The sequence below is a fragment of the Streptosporangium sp. H13245 genome, from assembly GCF_055690525.1.
In genome coordinates this window covers 133,504-148,568 of the sequence record NZ_JBSZKT010000014.1, presented here as the reverse complement: position 1 = coordinate 148,568, position 15,065 = coordinate 133,504, and the positions used below count along the sequence as shown (strand labels likewise).

The window sequence follows — 15,065 nt, the reverse complement described above, 5'->3', positions numbered from 1 at the left end:
CCGCGCCAGTTGGGGGACGGTCCCATCCCGTCAGCCCGTCCGGACGGACGGGCAGGTGTCGCGCGCGGGGAGGCGCAGGACGAAGCGCGCGCCCTGCTCGCTGTCCTCGACGGTCAGCGTGCCCTCGTGGGCCTCGGCGATCTCCCTCGCGATCGCCAGTCCCAGCCCGGTCCCTCCGGCCTCCCGGTCGCGGGCGGCGTCCAGCCGGGTGAAGCGGTCGAAGACCATCTCCCGGTGTTCGGCGGGAATCCCGGCGCCGTCGTCGGCGACCTCCAGGACCGTCGACGTCCCCTCGCTTCGAACGCTCACGGTGATCCGCGAGGTGGCGTGACGTTCGGCGTTGTCGAGCAGGTTGCCCAGCAGCCGGGTGATCCGCAGCCGGTCGCACTCGACGTGGACGCTCTCCGCCATGTCCACGATGATCCTGTTTCGGTGGGTGTGGCGGTTCAGCTGGGTCCGGCGGTTCAGCTCGGCGGTGACCAGGCGGCGCAGGTCGGTCGGATCGCGGCGCAGGGACGTGCGCGCGTCCAGATGGGCCAGGGTCATCAGGTCGACCGCGGTCACCTGGAGCAGGTCCACCCCGGCGAGCACGGCGTGGGTCATCCTGGGCCAGTCGGTGTCCTGCGGGTACAGCAGCGCCTCCTCCAGGTGGGTGCGCATGGCGGTGATCGGGGTGCGCAGCTCGTGGGAGGCGTCCGCGGTGAAGCGCCGCAGCCGGGTGCAGGCGATTTCGAGACGGTCCAGGGTCTCGTTCACGGTCTCCGCCAGGAGCCTGGTCTCCTGGTAGTTCATCGGGACCGGGACCCGCCGGTCGAGGGCGGTGAGGGTGATCTCGCCGAGCTCGGCCCGGATGGCGTTCACCGGGGCCATGGCCTTGGTGAGGTCGCGGAAGGACCACGCGGTCATCAGGGTGGTCACCACCAGGGACGCGCCGATGACCAGCAGGAGATCGGTGGTCGCGCCGTACCAGGGCACCTCGGGGCTCGCCACGTAGAGCAGCCAGACCCCCTGCGGCTGGTAGACCTTGTAGGAGGTGACGGTCGCGCAGCCCTCCAGCCCGCGCGGCGGGCACAGCACCCGGGTGGTCCGTACGTTCTGGTCGGCGGCGCGGAAGGTGGCGATCGGCGGCCTGCCGACGAGTCCCAGGGTCGAGGCGGCCACCCGGCCCCGGGCGTCCAGCACCTGGATCGCCTCGACCTCGCCCTTGGCCAGGACGAGCGGGAGCGGGCCCTGCCGGATGAGGGGGACCACCCGGTTCCAGGCGTCCGTGACGCGGACCTGGGCGTACTCCGCCTCCCTGGCCCCGGCGAACAGCAGGAAGAGCAGGCCGACGCCGACGCACACGCACGCCGCGACGGCGGCGGTCGCCACCGTCCGGCGGGTCCGGAACGACGGCAGGGGACGGCTCGTCATGGCGCTTCCCCGGCGTCCGGAGGTCCGGCCCGGGCGGGAGTGGTGACGGCGCGCCGGGCGCGAAGGAACCCGCCAAGCAGCCTTTCACTGGCCATTGAGGAAGCATACGTCCAGCCTGTCCGATTTGACTGGGTGTGTTACTACCAGTCAACCCGCCCCGGGAGGCGGCGCGGCGCGCCGGAGACGCGGATGCCTAACCGGACCGCCGCAGGGCAGGGAACTCCCATGAAAAAGTTCTTCAAGGTCGTGGTGGCGCGCTGGCTGGCCCGTACGCCGATCGGGCTGGCGATCCTGGGGGTGGGCTGGTTCCTGGGACGGCGGCGCAGGCAGCGTGAGCAGGAGCAGGCCGGGCCCGGCGGGCGGGGATACGTGACGCGGGGAAGCGGACGCCCGCCCCGCTCCGGCCGCCGCTGAGACGGGGGCGGTGAACAGCCGCCGGTGACGGGGCCGCTTCGGGCGCACCGGGCGGTGACGTGGACGTGACGGGCGGAGTCGGCCCGCTCCGCGGGTCTCCGCCGCCCTCGTGCTCAGCCGGCCTGGTCGATCGCCCGCAACGGACATCCGGTGCCGACACGCGCGGTGAGCTCGGCCCGCAGGGCGGTGAGCTCGGCCATGCGCGCATCGACGACCTGGATCTTCTCCTCGAACAGCGCGGACAACGCTTCCGCGGCGTCCGGCGCGTCGTTCAGCTCCTCGCCATGCCGTGCGATCTCTCCCAGTGAGAATCCGAGCGTCTGCGCCGTGCGGACGTAGTGCAGCCAGGCCACCGTCTCAGGGGGGAAGTCGCGGTAGCCGTTGGCCAGCCGTCGGCCCGCGACGAGGCCGACCTTCTCGTAGAACCGGATGGTGTCCCTGGTCATACCCGCCCGCGCGGCCAGCTCTCCGATACGCATGACCCTCCGTCGGATTCCGGGGCTTGACCTTGGAGCGTACTCCACCCTTTACCGTGAGGCGTCGTTGCCGTGAGACCAGCAGGAGGCTCATCGTGATCCACCGTTTCGCCCCTTCGAGCCCCGCTTATCTTCGCGTCGTACGCGCCAGTGCCTGGTACGACCTCGTCGTCACGGCGGGATTCGCGACGCCGTGGACGTACGCGCTGCTGCACGGCGCGTTGTCGTCGTGGGGTGACGCGCTCGGCCTGGGCGCCCTGCCCGCCCTCGACCCGATGCAGACCCTGTACGCGAACCTGATGGGTTCGGTCGTCGTCGTCTGGGCCTGCCTGCGCCTCGTCAGGCCACTACCGGTGCACGGACTGTTCGACGGCGCCGCGCGCGCACTGTTCGCGATGTGGCAGGTGTACGCGCTGGCCCACGGTGCCACGCGACTGCTGTGGCTGTTCCTCGCCGCCGAGGTGGCGTTCGGTGTCGTCCAGTTCGTGCCGTGGTGGCGGAGCCGACGTCCTCAGCCGCTTCTCGACGGCCTGCCCGGCCGACCGGGTCCCCCGAGTCCACATACTCAGAAACGGCTGAGTACGTGAACGCTGTCGCGCCGGTCGCCCGGGGGGCAACATCGCCGTATGAGGGAAACGACGTTCAGGGTGGCCGGCCGGGGGGCTCTGGTGGGGCTGGGGGTCGGTCTCGTCGTCGCCGTCATCTGGGCGGACTCCGTGACCAACCGGCGGGGGCTCGACGGGCTCGTCAACGCCTTCGCGATGATGCTGATCCCCTTCCCCCTGGGGGCCGTGCTGGGCAGGCTGGCCCGGCTGCCGCGCTGGTGGGCCATGGCGCTGACCGGTCCGTTCGCGGGCTGGTTCCTGTCGCGGGCCCTTCTGGAGCTCGCTCCCGGCCACTACCTCTTCGGCTTCGAGGAATGGCTTCTCAGCGGGGTGGTCGTGCTCGCCGAAGTGATCGGCTACACCGCCGCGGCGTGGGTGCTGTGCACGGAGGGCGTCCTGTGGCCGAGGATCGCCGTCGCCGGGCTGCTCGTCGCGTTCCCGCTGGTCTCCTCCCAGCTGCGGGACCCGCTCGGCACCTGGTACGAGGCACGCGCCCTCGAACGGCTCGGCGTCCCGCTGCTCGCCCCGGAGGTCCCCGGTCACCGGCTCTCCCGCGCGGACGCCCTCCCCGGGTCCATCGGCGAGGGCGGTGACGGGCCGTCGATCCAGCTCGTGTACGAGCGCGGGCGCATGGACGCGCCGAACGGGGACTGGTCGGAGATCAAGGTGTTCGTCCGTCCTGTTTCCGCCGCCACTCCCTCGGCCGCGTGCGCCTCACCGTACCCCTCCGACACCTGGGGGAGCGAGGGGGAGCCGTGCCGGGCCGTCGCGGGTGACCGCTGGGTCCGCCGCGCCCCCGCGACCAGGGTCGGGGTGTTCGCCCGGCAGGGGGACGCCCTGATCCAGATCGAGGGCGTCAACGCGGGCGAGGCGGAGCTGCTCGCCCTGCTGGGCACCGTGCGCCCGGTCTCCGCCGGATTCCTCGCCGGGGTTTGAACCGGTTCGTGTCATAGCTGGTTTTCGGGTCACGGTCGGTTTTCGGGCTACGGCCGGATTTCGGGTCACGGCGGGTCACGGCGGGTCACGGCTAAACAAGGCCCCCTTCTCGGTTGGCTCTCACGTCGCTTTATCCGGAAATGCGGCATATGGGGTATATGTCCTCGGCTAGTTATGTATTCGATCGACGGACTTTCATTGACAGTCGGCATAAGTCCGATCTACCGTCGCGAAACATGTAGGACATACGTCCCGTTCCGAGCCGGGACGTGCATCACCAACCGAAGGGAAACCCCGCCATGCCCCCCAGGCGGAGACCAACCCACCCTCGCCGGAGGATCGCGCGGCTCTGCGCCGTGCTCCTGGCCCTCACCGGAGCGACCGTGCTCACCACGACCGCCCCGGCCCAGGCGGTCGCGGCCATCGACCCCGCCGACTACCAGCGCGTGGAACTGGCCAAGGGCGCCGCCGAGATGGGCGAGCCGATGACCATGGCCGTACTGCCCGACCGGTCGGTGCTGCACACCGCGCGCGACGGCAACCTGCGCCGTACCAGCGCGGCCGGGGCGACGACCGTCGTCGGCACGCTGCCCGTCTACACCCACGACGAGGAGGGCCTGCAGGGCGTCGCCGCCGACCCCGGATTCGCCACGAACAGGACGATCTACCTGTACTACGCGCCGAAGCTGAACACCCCCGCGGGTGACGCCCCCGCCACCGGCACCGACTGGACGGCGTGGCAGGGCGTCAACCGGCTCTCGCGCTTCACCGTCAAGGCCGACTGGACGCTCGACACCGCGAGCGAGCGGACGGTGCTGGAGGTCGCGGCCGACCGGGGCATGTGCTGCCACGTCGGCGGCGACATGGACTTCGACGCCCAGGGCAACCTGTACCTGTCCACCGGCGACGACACCAACCCCTTCGACTCGGCCGGGTACGCGCCCATCGACGAGCGCGCCAACCGCAACCCCGCCTACGACGCCCAGCGCAGCGCGGGCAACACCAACGACCTGCGGGGCAAGATCCTGCGCGTCAAGGTCAACCCGGCCACCGGCGCCTACACCGTCCCCTCGGGCAACCTGTTCGCGCCCGGCACGGCGGGCACCAGGCCCGAGATCTACGCCATGGGCTTCCGCAACCCGTTCCGGCTCAGCGTCGACAAGGCCACCGGCGTCGTCTACGTCGGCGACTACGGCCCCGACGCGGGCAGCACCGACGCCGCCCGGGGGCCCAGCGGCCAGGTCGAGTTCGACCGGGTGACCGGTCCTGGCAACTACGGCTGGCCGTACTGCACCGGCACCAACACCCTGGCCGAGACCTACGGCGAGTACACCTTCCCCTCGGGCCCGGCGGGCCCGAAGTACGACTGTGCCTCGGGCGGCCCGGCCAACAACTCCTTCCGCAACACCGGCCTGCCGAAGCTGCCGCCCGCCCAGTCCGCCTGGATCAGGTACGGCGGCGACGCCGGTACCCCGCCGGAGTTCGGCGGCGGCTCCGAGTCACCCATGGGCGGCCCCGTCTACCGCTACGACGCCGCGCTGAACTCCAGCGTCAAGTTCCCCCAGGAGCTCAACGGCCACTTCTTCGCCGGTGAGTTCGGCCGCAGGTGGATCAAGGCGATCGAGGTGGGCACCGGTGGCGCGCGCGGCGCCATCGCGGGCTTCCCGTGGACCGGCACCCAGGTGATGGACCTCGCCTTCGGCCCCGACGGCGCGCTCTACGTGCTCGACTACGGCTCCGGCTACTTCGGCGGCGACGCCAACTCCGCGCTCTACCGCGTCGAGTACATCAAGGGCGTGAACCGCGCGCCCGTCGCCGCGGCCAGGGCCGACAAGACGTCGGGCGTGAGCCCGCTGACCGTCACCTTCTCCTCGGCCGGTTCCGCCGACCCCGACGGGCAGGCCATCACCTACTCCTGGGCCTTCGGCGACGGGACCACCTCCACCGCCGCCAACCCCGTCAAGACGTACACCGCCAACGGCGACTACACCGCGACGCTCACCGTGCGCGACTCCCTCGGCGCCACCGGCACCGCGAGCGTGCCCATCACGGTCGGCAACACCGCGCCCACGGTGACCATCGAGAGGCCACGGCAGGGCCAGCTGTTCCAGTGGGGCGACACCGTGCCGTTCACCGTCAAGGTGACCGACCCCGAGGACGGCACGGTCGACTGCGCGAAGGTCAAGATGACCTACGTGCTGGGCCACGACACCCACGGCCACCAGATCACCTCCAAGAACGGCTGCTCGGGTGACCTGGCCATCCCGGTCGACGGCGAGCACGACGACGCGGCCAACATCTTCGCGGTCTTCGACGCCGAGTACACCGACCAGGGCGGCCTGACCACCCACACCCAGCACATCCTGCAGCCCAGGAAGCGCCAGGCCGAGCACTACGCGACCATGTCCGGCGTCTCGCTCATCACCAAGACGGCCGCGCACGGCGGCAGGACCGTCGGCGACGTCCACAACGGCGACTGGATCACCTTCAAGGGCTACGAGCTGGCCGGGACCACGAAGATCGACGCGCGGGTCTCCTCGGCGGGCGTCGGCGGCTCCATTCAGGTCCGCGCGGGCTCGGCGACCGGCACCCTGCTCGGCACGGTGGCCGTGGCGCCGACCGGCGGCTGGGAGACCTTCGTGGACGTCTCGGCACCGCTCGCCGGGGCACCGGCCGGGACGACCGACCTCACCCTGGTCTTCACCGGCGGCGCGGGCGCGCTGTTCGACGTGGACGACTTCACCCTCACCGGAGGGGGCGCCGGACCGGCCGGTGGAAAGATCACCGGCCCCGGCGGGAAGTGCGCCGACGTCGCGGGCGGCCTGACCGCCGACGGCACCAAGGTGCAGCTGTACGACTGCAACGGCACCGCCGCGCAGAACTGGACCAGGGAGGGCTCCACCCTCAGGGCGCTCGGCAAGTGCATGGACGTCGCGGGCGGCGTCGCCACCGACGGCACCAGGGTGCAGATCTACACCTGCAACGGCACCGGCGCGCAGAGCTGGACGGTGAACGGCTCCACCCTCAGGGCGCTCGGCAAGTGCCTCGACGGCGCCAACGCCGCGCAGCTCGTCATCAGGACCTGCGACGGAAGCGCCGCGCAGAACTGGACACCGCCCGGCGGGACGGGCGTGGATGACCCGGGGACCGGCACCGGCACCGGGGACGTCCTCGTCTTCTCCCGTACGGCGGGCTTCAGGCACGACTCGATCCCCGCGGGCGTCCAGGCCATCAGGGACCTGGGCTTCACCGTCGCCGCCACCGAGGACCCGGCGGCCTTCACCACCGCCAACCTGGCGAAGTACAGGGCCGTCGTCTTCCTCAGCACCACCGGCGACGTGCTCGACGCCGCCCAGCAGACCGCCTTCGAGTCCTACATCAGGGCGGGCGGCGGCTACGTCGGCATCCACGCGGCCTCTGACACCGAGTACGACTGGCCCTGGTACGGCAACCTGGTCGGCGCCTGGTTCGCCTCCCACCCGGCGGTCCAGCAGGCCACCGTCAAGGTGCAGGACCGGGCCCACCCGTCCACCGCTCACCTGAGCCCCACCTGGAGCCGTACCGACGAGTGGTACGACTACCGCACCAACGCCCGCACCGGAGCGCGGGTGCTCGCCACCCTGGACGAGTCCACCTACACGGGCGGCGGCATGGGCGCCGACCACCCCATCGCCTGGTGCAAGGCCTACGACGGGGGACGGTCCTTCTACACCGGCGGCGGGCACACCGCCGCCTCCTTCGCCGAGCCCGCGTTCCGCCAGCACCTGCTGGGCGGCATCAACTACGCCACCGGCAAGTCCAAGGCCGACTGCCGCGCGGAGAACGGCTACACGCCGATCTACGACGGTTCGGTCACCGGCTGGGAGCAGGCCGGGCCGGGCAGCTTCGCCAACGCCGACGCCACCCTGACCTCGCAGGGCGGCATGGGCCTGTTCTGGTACAAGGCGAAGGAGTACCGCTCCTACTCGCTGAAGCTGGACTGGCGGATGGCCGGGGACGACAACTCCGGCGTCTTCATCGGCTTCCCCGCCTCCACCGACCCCAACTCGGCGGTCGGCAACGGCTACGAGATCCAGATCGACGCCACCGACACCGCCGACAAGACCACCGGCTCCGTCTACGGCTTCAAGTCCGCCGACCTGGCGGCCAGGGACGCCGCGCTCAACCCGCCGGGGCAGTGGAACACCTACGAGCTGCTGGTCGAGGGGGAGAGGCTGCAGATCCTCCTCAACGGCGTGAAGATCAACGACTTCACCAACACCGACCCCGCCCGCTCGCTCCAGCAGGGGTACGTGGGCATCCAGAACCACGGCGCCGGGGACGACGTGTCCTTCCGCAACATCAGGATCAAGGAGCTCGGCGCGACCGGGGGCGACACGACCATCCAGGCGGAGAGCTGGTCGGAGGCGAACGGCGTGCAGCCCTACCCGCACACCCCCGCGCACGGCGGCACCGTGCTCGGCTACGTCAACCCCGGCGACTGGGCCGCCTACGACGCGGTGAACCTGACCGGCGTCACCGGCTTCAGGGCCAGGATCGCCGGTCCCACCCCGACCGGCGGCCTCCAGATCCGCACCGGCTCGCCCACCGGCCCGCTGCTCGGCAGCGTCACCGTCCCGGCGACCGCGGGCTGGGAGACGTACGCCGACATCTCCACCGCGCTCACCGGGGTCCCCTCCGGCACCGCCAGGCTCTACCTGGTGTTCACCGGCGCGGACTTCGACGTGGACGACTTCACCCTGGTTCGTACGCCGTAACCCACCCTGTCCGTCCGCGGTAGTACGCCCGGTTTGTCTGCCGGGTGTGGCGAGCGGACGGGCTCGTCCCGGCTCACCCCCCTGGAGCCGGGCTGTGAGAAGGGCGAGACGGCCCGGTCATCCGACCGGGCCGTCTCGTCGTTCCCGCGTTCCCCTGGCCCCTCCGGGTCTCCCAGGTGTCCCGGAGCCGCCGGGGGCGGGGGCTCAGCTGGACATCAGCTGAACATCGCCTCCATGGTCTCGTGCGACTGCTCCTTCTTGGCGTCGGACTCGCTGCCCCAGCAGGTGTTGAGGATGATCCGGGTGCGGTCCTCGGAGAGCGGCACCGTACGGTGCAACGTCGTGTCGGAGCGCAGGAAGTAGATGTCGCCGGTCTCGTGGGCGTAGGTGCTGATCTGCTGCTTGATGAGGTGGTCGTGGACCCGCGGGTCCTCCTTCACCCAGTTGGTGTGGGGGACGCACTGGAGCATGCCGCCGTACTCGCTGCTCGGCGCCTCCATGATCCAGATGAGGGTGAAGCTGAAGTCGCCCCAGTGCCAGCCGTGGGTGTCGCCCTGCTTCTCCTGACGGATGATGACGTACTTCTCCTCGTCCCACGGGCAGTTCACGACCGGCTCGTTGGCCAGCTGCCCGAGGAAGCCCTTGAGGGCGGTGGACTCGTAGAGCTCCGGGATCAGGGAGCTGTCCTGGCCGATGGACTGCTGGCTGACCGTGCTCATCTTCCTCGGGGAGTTGCTGGTCTCCTTGAGGTTGATGTCGATCCGGCGCGCGTGCAGGTCGAGCAGCCGGTTCACCTCGTCCGAGACGAGGTTCTTGACCTCGCCGGAGACCACGTCCCGCAGCTTGACGTAGCCGTTCCTGCGGAAATCATGCGACAATTTGCGGATTTCCCAGGGGTCCTGAAAGGTCTTTTCGAGATGCTCCGCGATCCGGTCGTCGAGTGAGAGCGTCCCGAGGCCGGTCTCGTAGTTGGGAGTCGGCATGCGGTTTCTCCTCCGTGGTTATCGAGTCCGTGGTTATCGGGGTTTCCAGAACCGTAACACGCGAGTGGTGACCGCAAATGGCGCGCGTTGTTCGTCCCGTCCCGCTGTGAAACCATGAGCGGATTCCATCCGATCGGCTTCAGCAATTACTCAGACTACGCAGGGACGAGCGTCATGAACACCAAAGTCACATTCGTCGAGCTGTCTGCATTCGAGGCCATCCTGCCCCTCGCCTCCGGTTACATGCAGGCCTACGCGCAACACGACCCGGAGGTGGGACCGCGATGTGAGTTCGAAATCTTCTCCGCCCCCGTGTCCGCCGACCGCGAGGAAGTGATCGACGAACTCCTCGGCAAACGCAGCGACGTGTACGCCATCAGCTGTTACATCTGGAACATCGGATTCGCCCGCGCCGTGCTGGACGCGCTGCACGAACGGCTCCCACAGGCCCAGTTCATCCTCGGCGGCCCGCAGGTCATGCTGCACGCCGACGAGTACGTCTCCCCCGACAAGGAGAACGTCGTCGTCTGCAACGGCGAGGGCGAGAAGACGATGGTGCAGTATCTGCGCCAGATCATCGGCGACGAACCCGACTTCGCCGAGGTCCACGGGATCAGCTTCTGGCGCTCGGGGGAGCTCGTCACCACCGAGGCCGCCGAGCGGGTGCGCGACCTCATGGAGGTGCCCTCGCCCTTCACCTCCGGCGTCTTCGAGGAGGGCAAGTACACCACCGCCATCCTGGAGACCAACCGCGGATGCCCGTTCAGCTGCGGTTTCTGCTTCTGGGGCGCGGCGACCAACGACAAGGTGCACAAGTTCGAGGACCAGCGCGTCCGCGACGACATCACCTGGATCAGCAAGAACAACTTCGTGTCGATCTTCATCGCCGACGCGAACTGGGGCATGGCCCCGCGCGACGTGGAGCTCACCCGCCACCTGGTGGAGTGCAGCGAGGAGAACGGCTACCCGGTGATGGTCTCGATGGCCGCGGCCAAGAACAAGCCCGACCGGATGGCCGAGATCACCGAGATCCTCGTGCAGGGCGGCCTGCTGACCAGCCAGCCCATCTCCCTGCAGTCGATGAGCTCCAAGACCCTCGAACTGGTCGACCGCTCCAACATCAAGCCCGCGACCTACACCGAGCTGCAGAGAACGCTCAGGGAGAAGCGCATCAGCTCCTACATCGAGCTGATCTGGCCGCTTCCCGGGGAAACCCTGCCCTCGTACAAGGAAGGGGTCGCGGAATTGTGCCGGCTGCGTGCCGACACCCTGATCGTCTATCCGCAGCTCCTTCTTCACAACACCTCGATCTACGCCAAGCGAGACCTTCTCGGGGTGCAGGTCGAACGCGTTCCCAGTGACGTTACCGAGGCCGATGTCGTGGTCGGCACCAACTGGGTCAGCCGCGAGGAGTGCGAGCGCGGCACGTGGTTCTACTACGCGGTCCACTCGCTCTACAACCTGCGCGGCCTGTATTACCTCGCCAATTACCTGGACCGGTCGGGAACCCGGAGGTTCGAGGACTTCTTCACCGATGCGGCGACGTATTTCGAGAGCCGTACGGACACCGAGGTCGCGACTTTCTTCCGCGATTCCGTGGAGAAACTCTGGAACTACGACTTCCACAATTTCGGGATGGTCGCGCACATCGTCCTGCATTCGCACCGCGAGGAGTTCGACGGGCTGATCGTCGACTTCGCCCGCAGCCAGCCCTGGTGGGAGGACCCCAAGGCGCGGGCCGCGTTCGAGCTCGACCTGCTGGCCCGGCCCTACATCTACCTGGCCAAGCCGAAGCCGCCCCGCTACGACTTCGCCGAGCTGGGCGTCGAGTCGCGGGCCGGGGCGCGCGGGAAGACGACCTCGGTCGTGGACATGCCCGCCGACCTGGCCGCCCTCCTCATCGACCTCGACGTGACCGGCCTGGAGGCCGGTCAGGAGCACCTCACCCGCCTGGAGCTCGACCACCCGCGCGGGCGCAAGCTGCCGTTCATGCCGGAGCGCAGCCTGGAGCACAACGCCTCCTACTGCCAGGGCATGGTGCTGCGGCTGCGGGAGTATCTCCCCACCTGGCGGCCGGAGTCCGAGACCGCCGCGCTGCCCGGCCGCCGCTGAGCCGCCGCCGGGCCGCCCTCGGGGGCAGGGCGGGGCGCGCATGACGAGGGCCCGTGAGGATCATCCTCACGGGCCCTCGTCATGCGGGGCATCCCGCCGGGCGGGATGTCCCGCCCGCCGGTCCCCAGCTCAGACCTTCGCCGCCTTGGCCTCCGCCTTGGCGAGAGCGGCGTCCACCGCCTCGGCGAAGTCGGCGAGCACCGGGTTCTCGAACAGCACCCGGATCGGCACGTTCACCGCGAACCTCTCCCGCACGTGGGTGATCACCTGCGCGGCCACCAGGGAGTGACCGCCGATCTCCAGGAAGTCGTCCTCGCGGGCGATCCGCCTGAGCTTCAGCACCTCGGCCCAGATCCCGGCGATCGTCTGCTCCGTCGGGGTCTGCGGCGCGTCGAAGTCGTCGTCACCGCCCTCCCCGCCGCCGTCCAGGCCGGGCTCGGGCAGCGCCTGGCGGTCCACCTTGCCCGAGGAGGTCAGCGGCATCGCGTCCAGCGTCACGTACGAGGAGGGCAGCATGTACGCGGGCAGCGAGCCCTGCAGGAACCGGTGCAGCTCGCCGGTGAGGCCGCTGCGGTCGGCGATGATCCTGGAGGCGTCGTCGAGCACCACGTAGGCGACGAGCCGGTCGTCGCGCACGCTGACCACCGCCTCGCGCACCCCCGGGTAGCGGGTGATCGCGGCCTCGATCTCGGCCAGCTCCACCCGGAACCCGCGGATCTTCACCTGGTGGTCCACCCGGCCCACGTACTGCAGCCGCCCGTCGGGCAGGTAGCGGACCAGGTCGCCGGTCCGGTAGAGCCGCGCCCCGGGAGGGCCGTACGGGTCGGGCATGAACGACTGCGCGGTCAGGCCGGGCTTGCCCCGGTAGCCGTGGGCCAGGCCGGTACCGCCGACGTACAGCTCGCCGGGCACGCCCGCGGGCAGCGGGTTGAGCCAGCGGTCCATCACGTAGGTCCTGAAGTTGGCCAGCGGCCGTCCGATCGGCGGCGCGTACGCGGCGGCGGGGTCGCAGGCCCCCATCGTGGCGCACACGGTCGTCTCCGTCGGCCCGTAGGCGTTGACGAACATCCGGCCCGGACCCCAGGTCCGCACCAGCCCGGTCGGGCACTGCTCGCCCGCGACGACCATGAGCCTGACCGTGTCCAGCTCGTCGCCCCTGAGCGTGCTGAGGAACGTCGGCGGGAACGTGGCCGCGGTCACCCCCTGGTCGCGGATGGCCTTCGCCGTCTCCTGCGGGGTCATCGCCGACGGGTCCAGCACGCACAGCGCCGACCCGTTCAGCAGCGCCATCGTGATCTCCCAGATCGACGCGTCGAAGCTGAGCGAGGCGAACAGCGCCACCCGGTCGTCGGGCGCCAGGGAGAACTCCCGCGACAGCGTCGAGGCGAGGTTGCTGACGCCGCGGTGCGGCACCTCCACGCCCTTGGGCTGCCCGGTCGAGCCCGAGGTGTAGATGAGGTAGGCGGGGGCGTCGGGCGCGGCCGTCACGCCGGGGCTCGTACCCGGCTCCTCCGCCTCGATCGTCCGCCACTCGGCGTCCAGCTCGATCGTGCGCACCCGGTCGTCACGCACCCGGCCGGAGTGCTCGACCCCGGTGAGGACGAGGCGGGCCCCGCTGTCGTCGAGGATGTAGCCCAGCCGGTCGGGCGGCAGCGCCGGGTCCAGCGGCAGGTAGACCCCGCCGGACTTGACGATGCCGAGGAAGGCGACGAGCGCCTCGGCCGAGCGGCCGGTCATCGAGCCGACGACGTGGCCGGGCCGCACCCCGTCGCGGATCAGCCGGTGGGCCACCCGGTTGGCGCGCTCGTCCAGCTCCCGGTAGGTCAGCCGCCGCTCACCGGCGAGCACCGCGAGCGCGTCCGGCGTCTCGGCGGCGCGGGCCTCGAACAGGGCGCCGACCCCGGCCTCCTCGTCGAAGGGGGTCTCGGTGCGGTTCCACTCCTCGACCACCAGCCGCAGCTGCTCGGCGTCCAGCAGGGACAGCGAGGAGATGGGCCGCCCGGGGTCGCGTACGGCGTCGGACAGCAGGGTGACGTACTGCCCGGCCCTGGTCTGGGCGCCCGGCGCGTCGAACAGGTCGAGCCCGTAGCGCAGCTCGCCGTCGAGCGAGCCCGGCACCAGGACCAGCGCCAGGTCCGAGGCGAGCGGGAAACGGCCCGCCACCAGCTCGGAGGTCTCCACGCCCGGCAGCCGCAGCGCGCTCCAGGCCGGGACCGTCTGGTCGAACTCCGCCTGGTAGAGCGGCTGCACACCGCTGGAGGCGTCCAGCTCCAGGGCCTCGGCCAGCCGGTGCGCCGGGTGGGAGCCGTGCGCGGCGGCTCCGTCCAGCGCGTCGCGCACCTGGGCGACGACGGCGGCGAACGAGGGGTCGCCCGCGCAGCCGATCCGGATCGGGAACGCGGGAGCGCGCCCCTCGCCCGGCACGGGTACGCCGACCACGACCTCGTCCTGGCCCGACCAGCGGCACAGCGCGACCGCCCACGCGGCCAGCGTGACGGCCCGGGTGTCGGTGCCGGGCTCCGGGGCGGTCCCGTCCTGGCCCGACCAGCGGGACAGCGTCATCGTCCGGGCCGCCTGAACCGCCTGGGCCGCCTGGGTGACGGTCCCGGTGCCCGCCTCGCGGGCGAGGGTCTCGACCAGCGCGGCCGTCTCCGGCGGCACGGTGAAGGTCACCCGGGCACCCGCGAAACCGGGTACGGCGGGACGGCCCCGGTCGGCGGGCAGGTCCAGGGCGGGGGGCATGCCGTCGAGCCGGTCACGCCAGTAGGCGAGGTCGGCGGCCTCCCCGCCTTCGGCGGTGCCGTTCGCGGCGTGCCCGTTGGGGGTGTGGGTGTTGGCGGGCGCGTGGCCGTTCGGGGAGCCGTTCGGGGAGGTGGTGGCGCCCGGCAGGCCCGACGCGTCCTCGTACGCCCGGGAGATCTCCTCCGCGAGGCCCGCCAGGACGCGCTCGTCGGCCACGAGCCGGTGCGCCGTCACGACGATCGCGTGGTCGTCGTCGGCCAGCCGCGCCAGGGCGACCCGGACCGGCGGGCCGGTCTCCAGGTCGAGGCCCCGGTTGACCTGCTCGGAGACGAGCCGCGCCAGCGCCTCCTCGCGGCGGCTCGCGTCGTGCCTGCCCAGTTCCACCGGCGAGGGGACGGTGACGGGCCGGGGCTCGGCCCCGGAACCGCCGGGCAACGCCGGCCGTAGGTCCTCGCGCGCTTCCAGCACGTGTTCCAGCGCGGCGGCCAGGGCCTTCTCGTCCACGGGCCCGCGCAGCCGCGCCGCGAGTGTGACCTGGTCGGTGTGGTCCCCGGCGGGTTTTGCCCGGTAGGACCTCCAACCGCTCTCCTGGATCGGCGACAGCGGAGTCTTACTGTCCGGCATGGG

General features: G+C 70.9%; 9 protein-coding genes. 5 read left to right on the top strand and 4 right to left on the bottom strand.

Annotation, left to right across the window (positions count from 1 at the left end; genetic code table 11):
- Positions 1-30: 30 nt before the first annotated feature.
- Complete coding sequence (locus ACW9TB_RS21885; RefSeq protein WP_472749896.1) at positions 31-1,413, bottom strand: sensor histidine kinase; 1,383 nt, start codon at positions 1,411-1,413, stop codon at positions 31-33.
- A gap of 225 nt (positions 1,414-1,638) precedes the next feature.
- On the opposite strand from ACW9TB_RS21885, the gene ACW9TB_RS21880 reads away from it, so the two are divergent.
- Complete coding sequence (locus tag ACW9TB_RS21880) at positions 1,639-1,827, top strand: DUF6203 family protein (protein WP_472749895.1); 189 nt, start codon at positions 1,639-1,641, stop codon at positions 1,825-1,827.
- Between the two features lie 113 nt (positions 1,828-1,940).
- On the opposite strand, the gene ACW9TB_RS21875 is transcribed toward ACW9TB_RS21880, so the two are convergent.
- Complete coding sequence (locus tag ACW9TB_RS21875) at positions 1,941-2,306, bottom strand: MerR family transcriptional regulator (protein ID WP_472749894.1); 366 nt, start codon at positions 2,304-2,306, stop codon at positions 1,941-1,943.
- A gap of 92 nt (positions 2,307-2,398) precedes the next feature.
- Here ACW9TB_RS21875 and ACW9TB_RS21870 point away from each other — a divergent pair, with 92 nt between their 5' ends.
- The 3 genes from ACW9TB_RS21870 to ACW9TB_RS21860 all read left to right on the top strand — a co-directional run bounded on the left by ACW9TB_RS21870 (position 2,399) and on the right by ACW9TB_RS21860 (position 8,601).
- Entirely contained in the window at positions 2,399-2,890 is a 492-nt protein-coding gene (locus ACW9TB_RS21870) for a hypothetical protein (RefSeq protein ID WP_472749893.1), read from the top strand.
- Between the two features lie 39 nt (positions 2,891-2,929).
- Complete coding sequence (locus ACW9TB_RS21865; RefSeq protein WP_472749892.1) at positions 2,930-3,844, top strand: hypothetical protein; 915 nt, start codon at positions 2,930-2,932, stop codon at positions 3,842-3,844.
- Positions 3,845-4,143: 299 nt separating this feature from the next.
- On the top strand, positions 4,144-8,601 hold the full coding sequence (locus ACW9TB_RS21860) for a ThuA domain-containing protein (protein ID WP_472749891.1): 4,458 nt from the start codon (positions 4,144-4,146) through the stop codon (positions 8,599-8,601).
- 215 nt (positions 8,602-8,816) lie between these two features.
- Here the strand turns inward: ACW9TB_RS21860 and ACW9TB_RS21855 are convergent, their stop codons facing one another.
- Complete coding sequence (locus tag ACW9TB_RS21855; protein WP_472749890.1) at positions 8,817-9,584, bottom strand: HalD/BesD family halogenase; 768 nt, start codon at positions 9,582-9,584, stop codon at positions 8,817-8,819.
- Positions 9,585-9,758: 174 nt separating this feature from the next.
- On the opposite strand from ACW9TB_RS21855, the gene ACW9TB_RS21850 reads away from it, so the two are divergent.
- Positions 9,759-11,696: a B12-binding domain-containing radical SAM protein gene (locus ACW9TB_RS21850; protein WP_472749889.1), complete on the top strand. Its 1,938-nt coding sequence runs from the start codon at positions 9,759-9,761 to the stop codon at positions 11,694-11,696.
- Between the two features lie 129 nt (positions 11,697-11,825).
- Here the strand turns inward: ACW9TB_RS21850 and ACW9TB_RS21845 are convergent, their stop codons facing one another.
- A complete protein-coding gene (locus ACW9TB_RS21845; RefSeq protein WP_472749888.1) occupies positions 11,826-15,062 on the bottom strand; it encodes a non-ribosomal peptide synthetase in 3,237 nt (1,078 codons plus the stop codon).
- Positions 15,063-15,065: the final 3 nt, after the last annotated feature.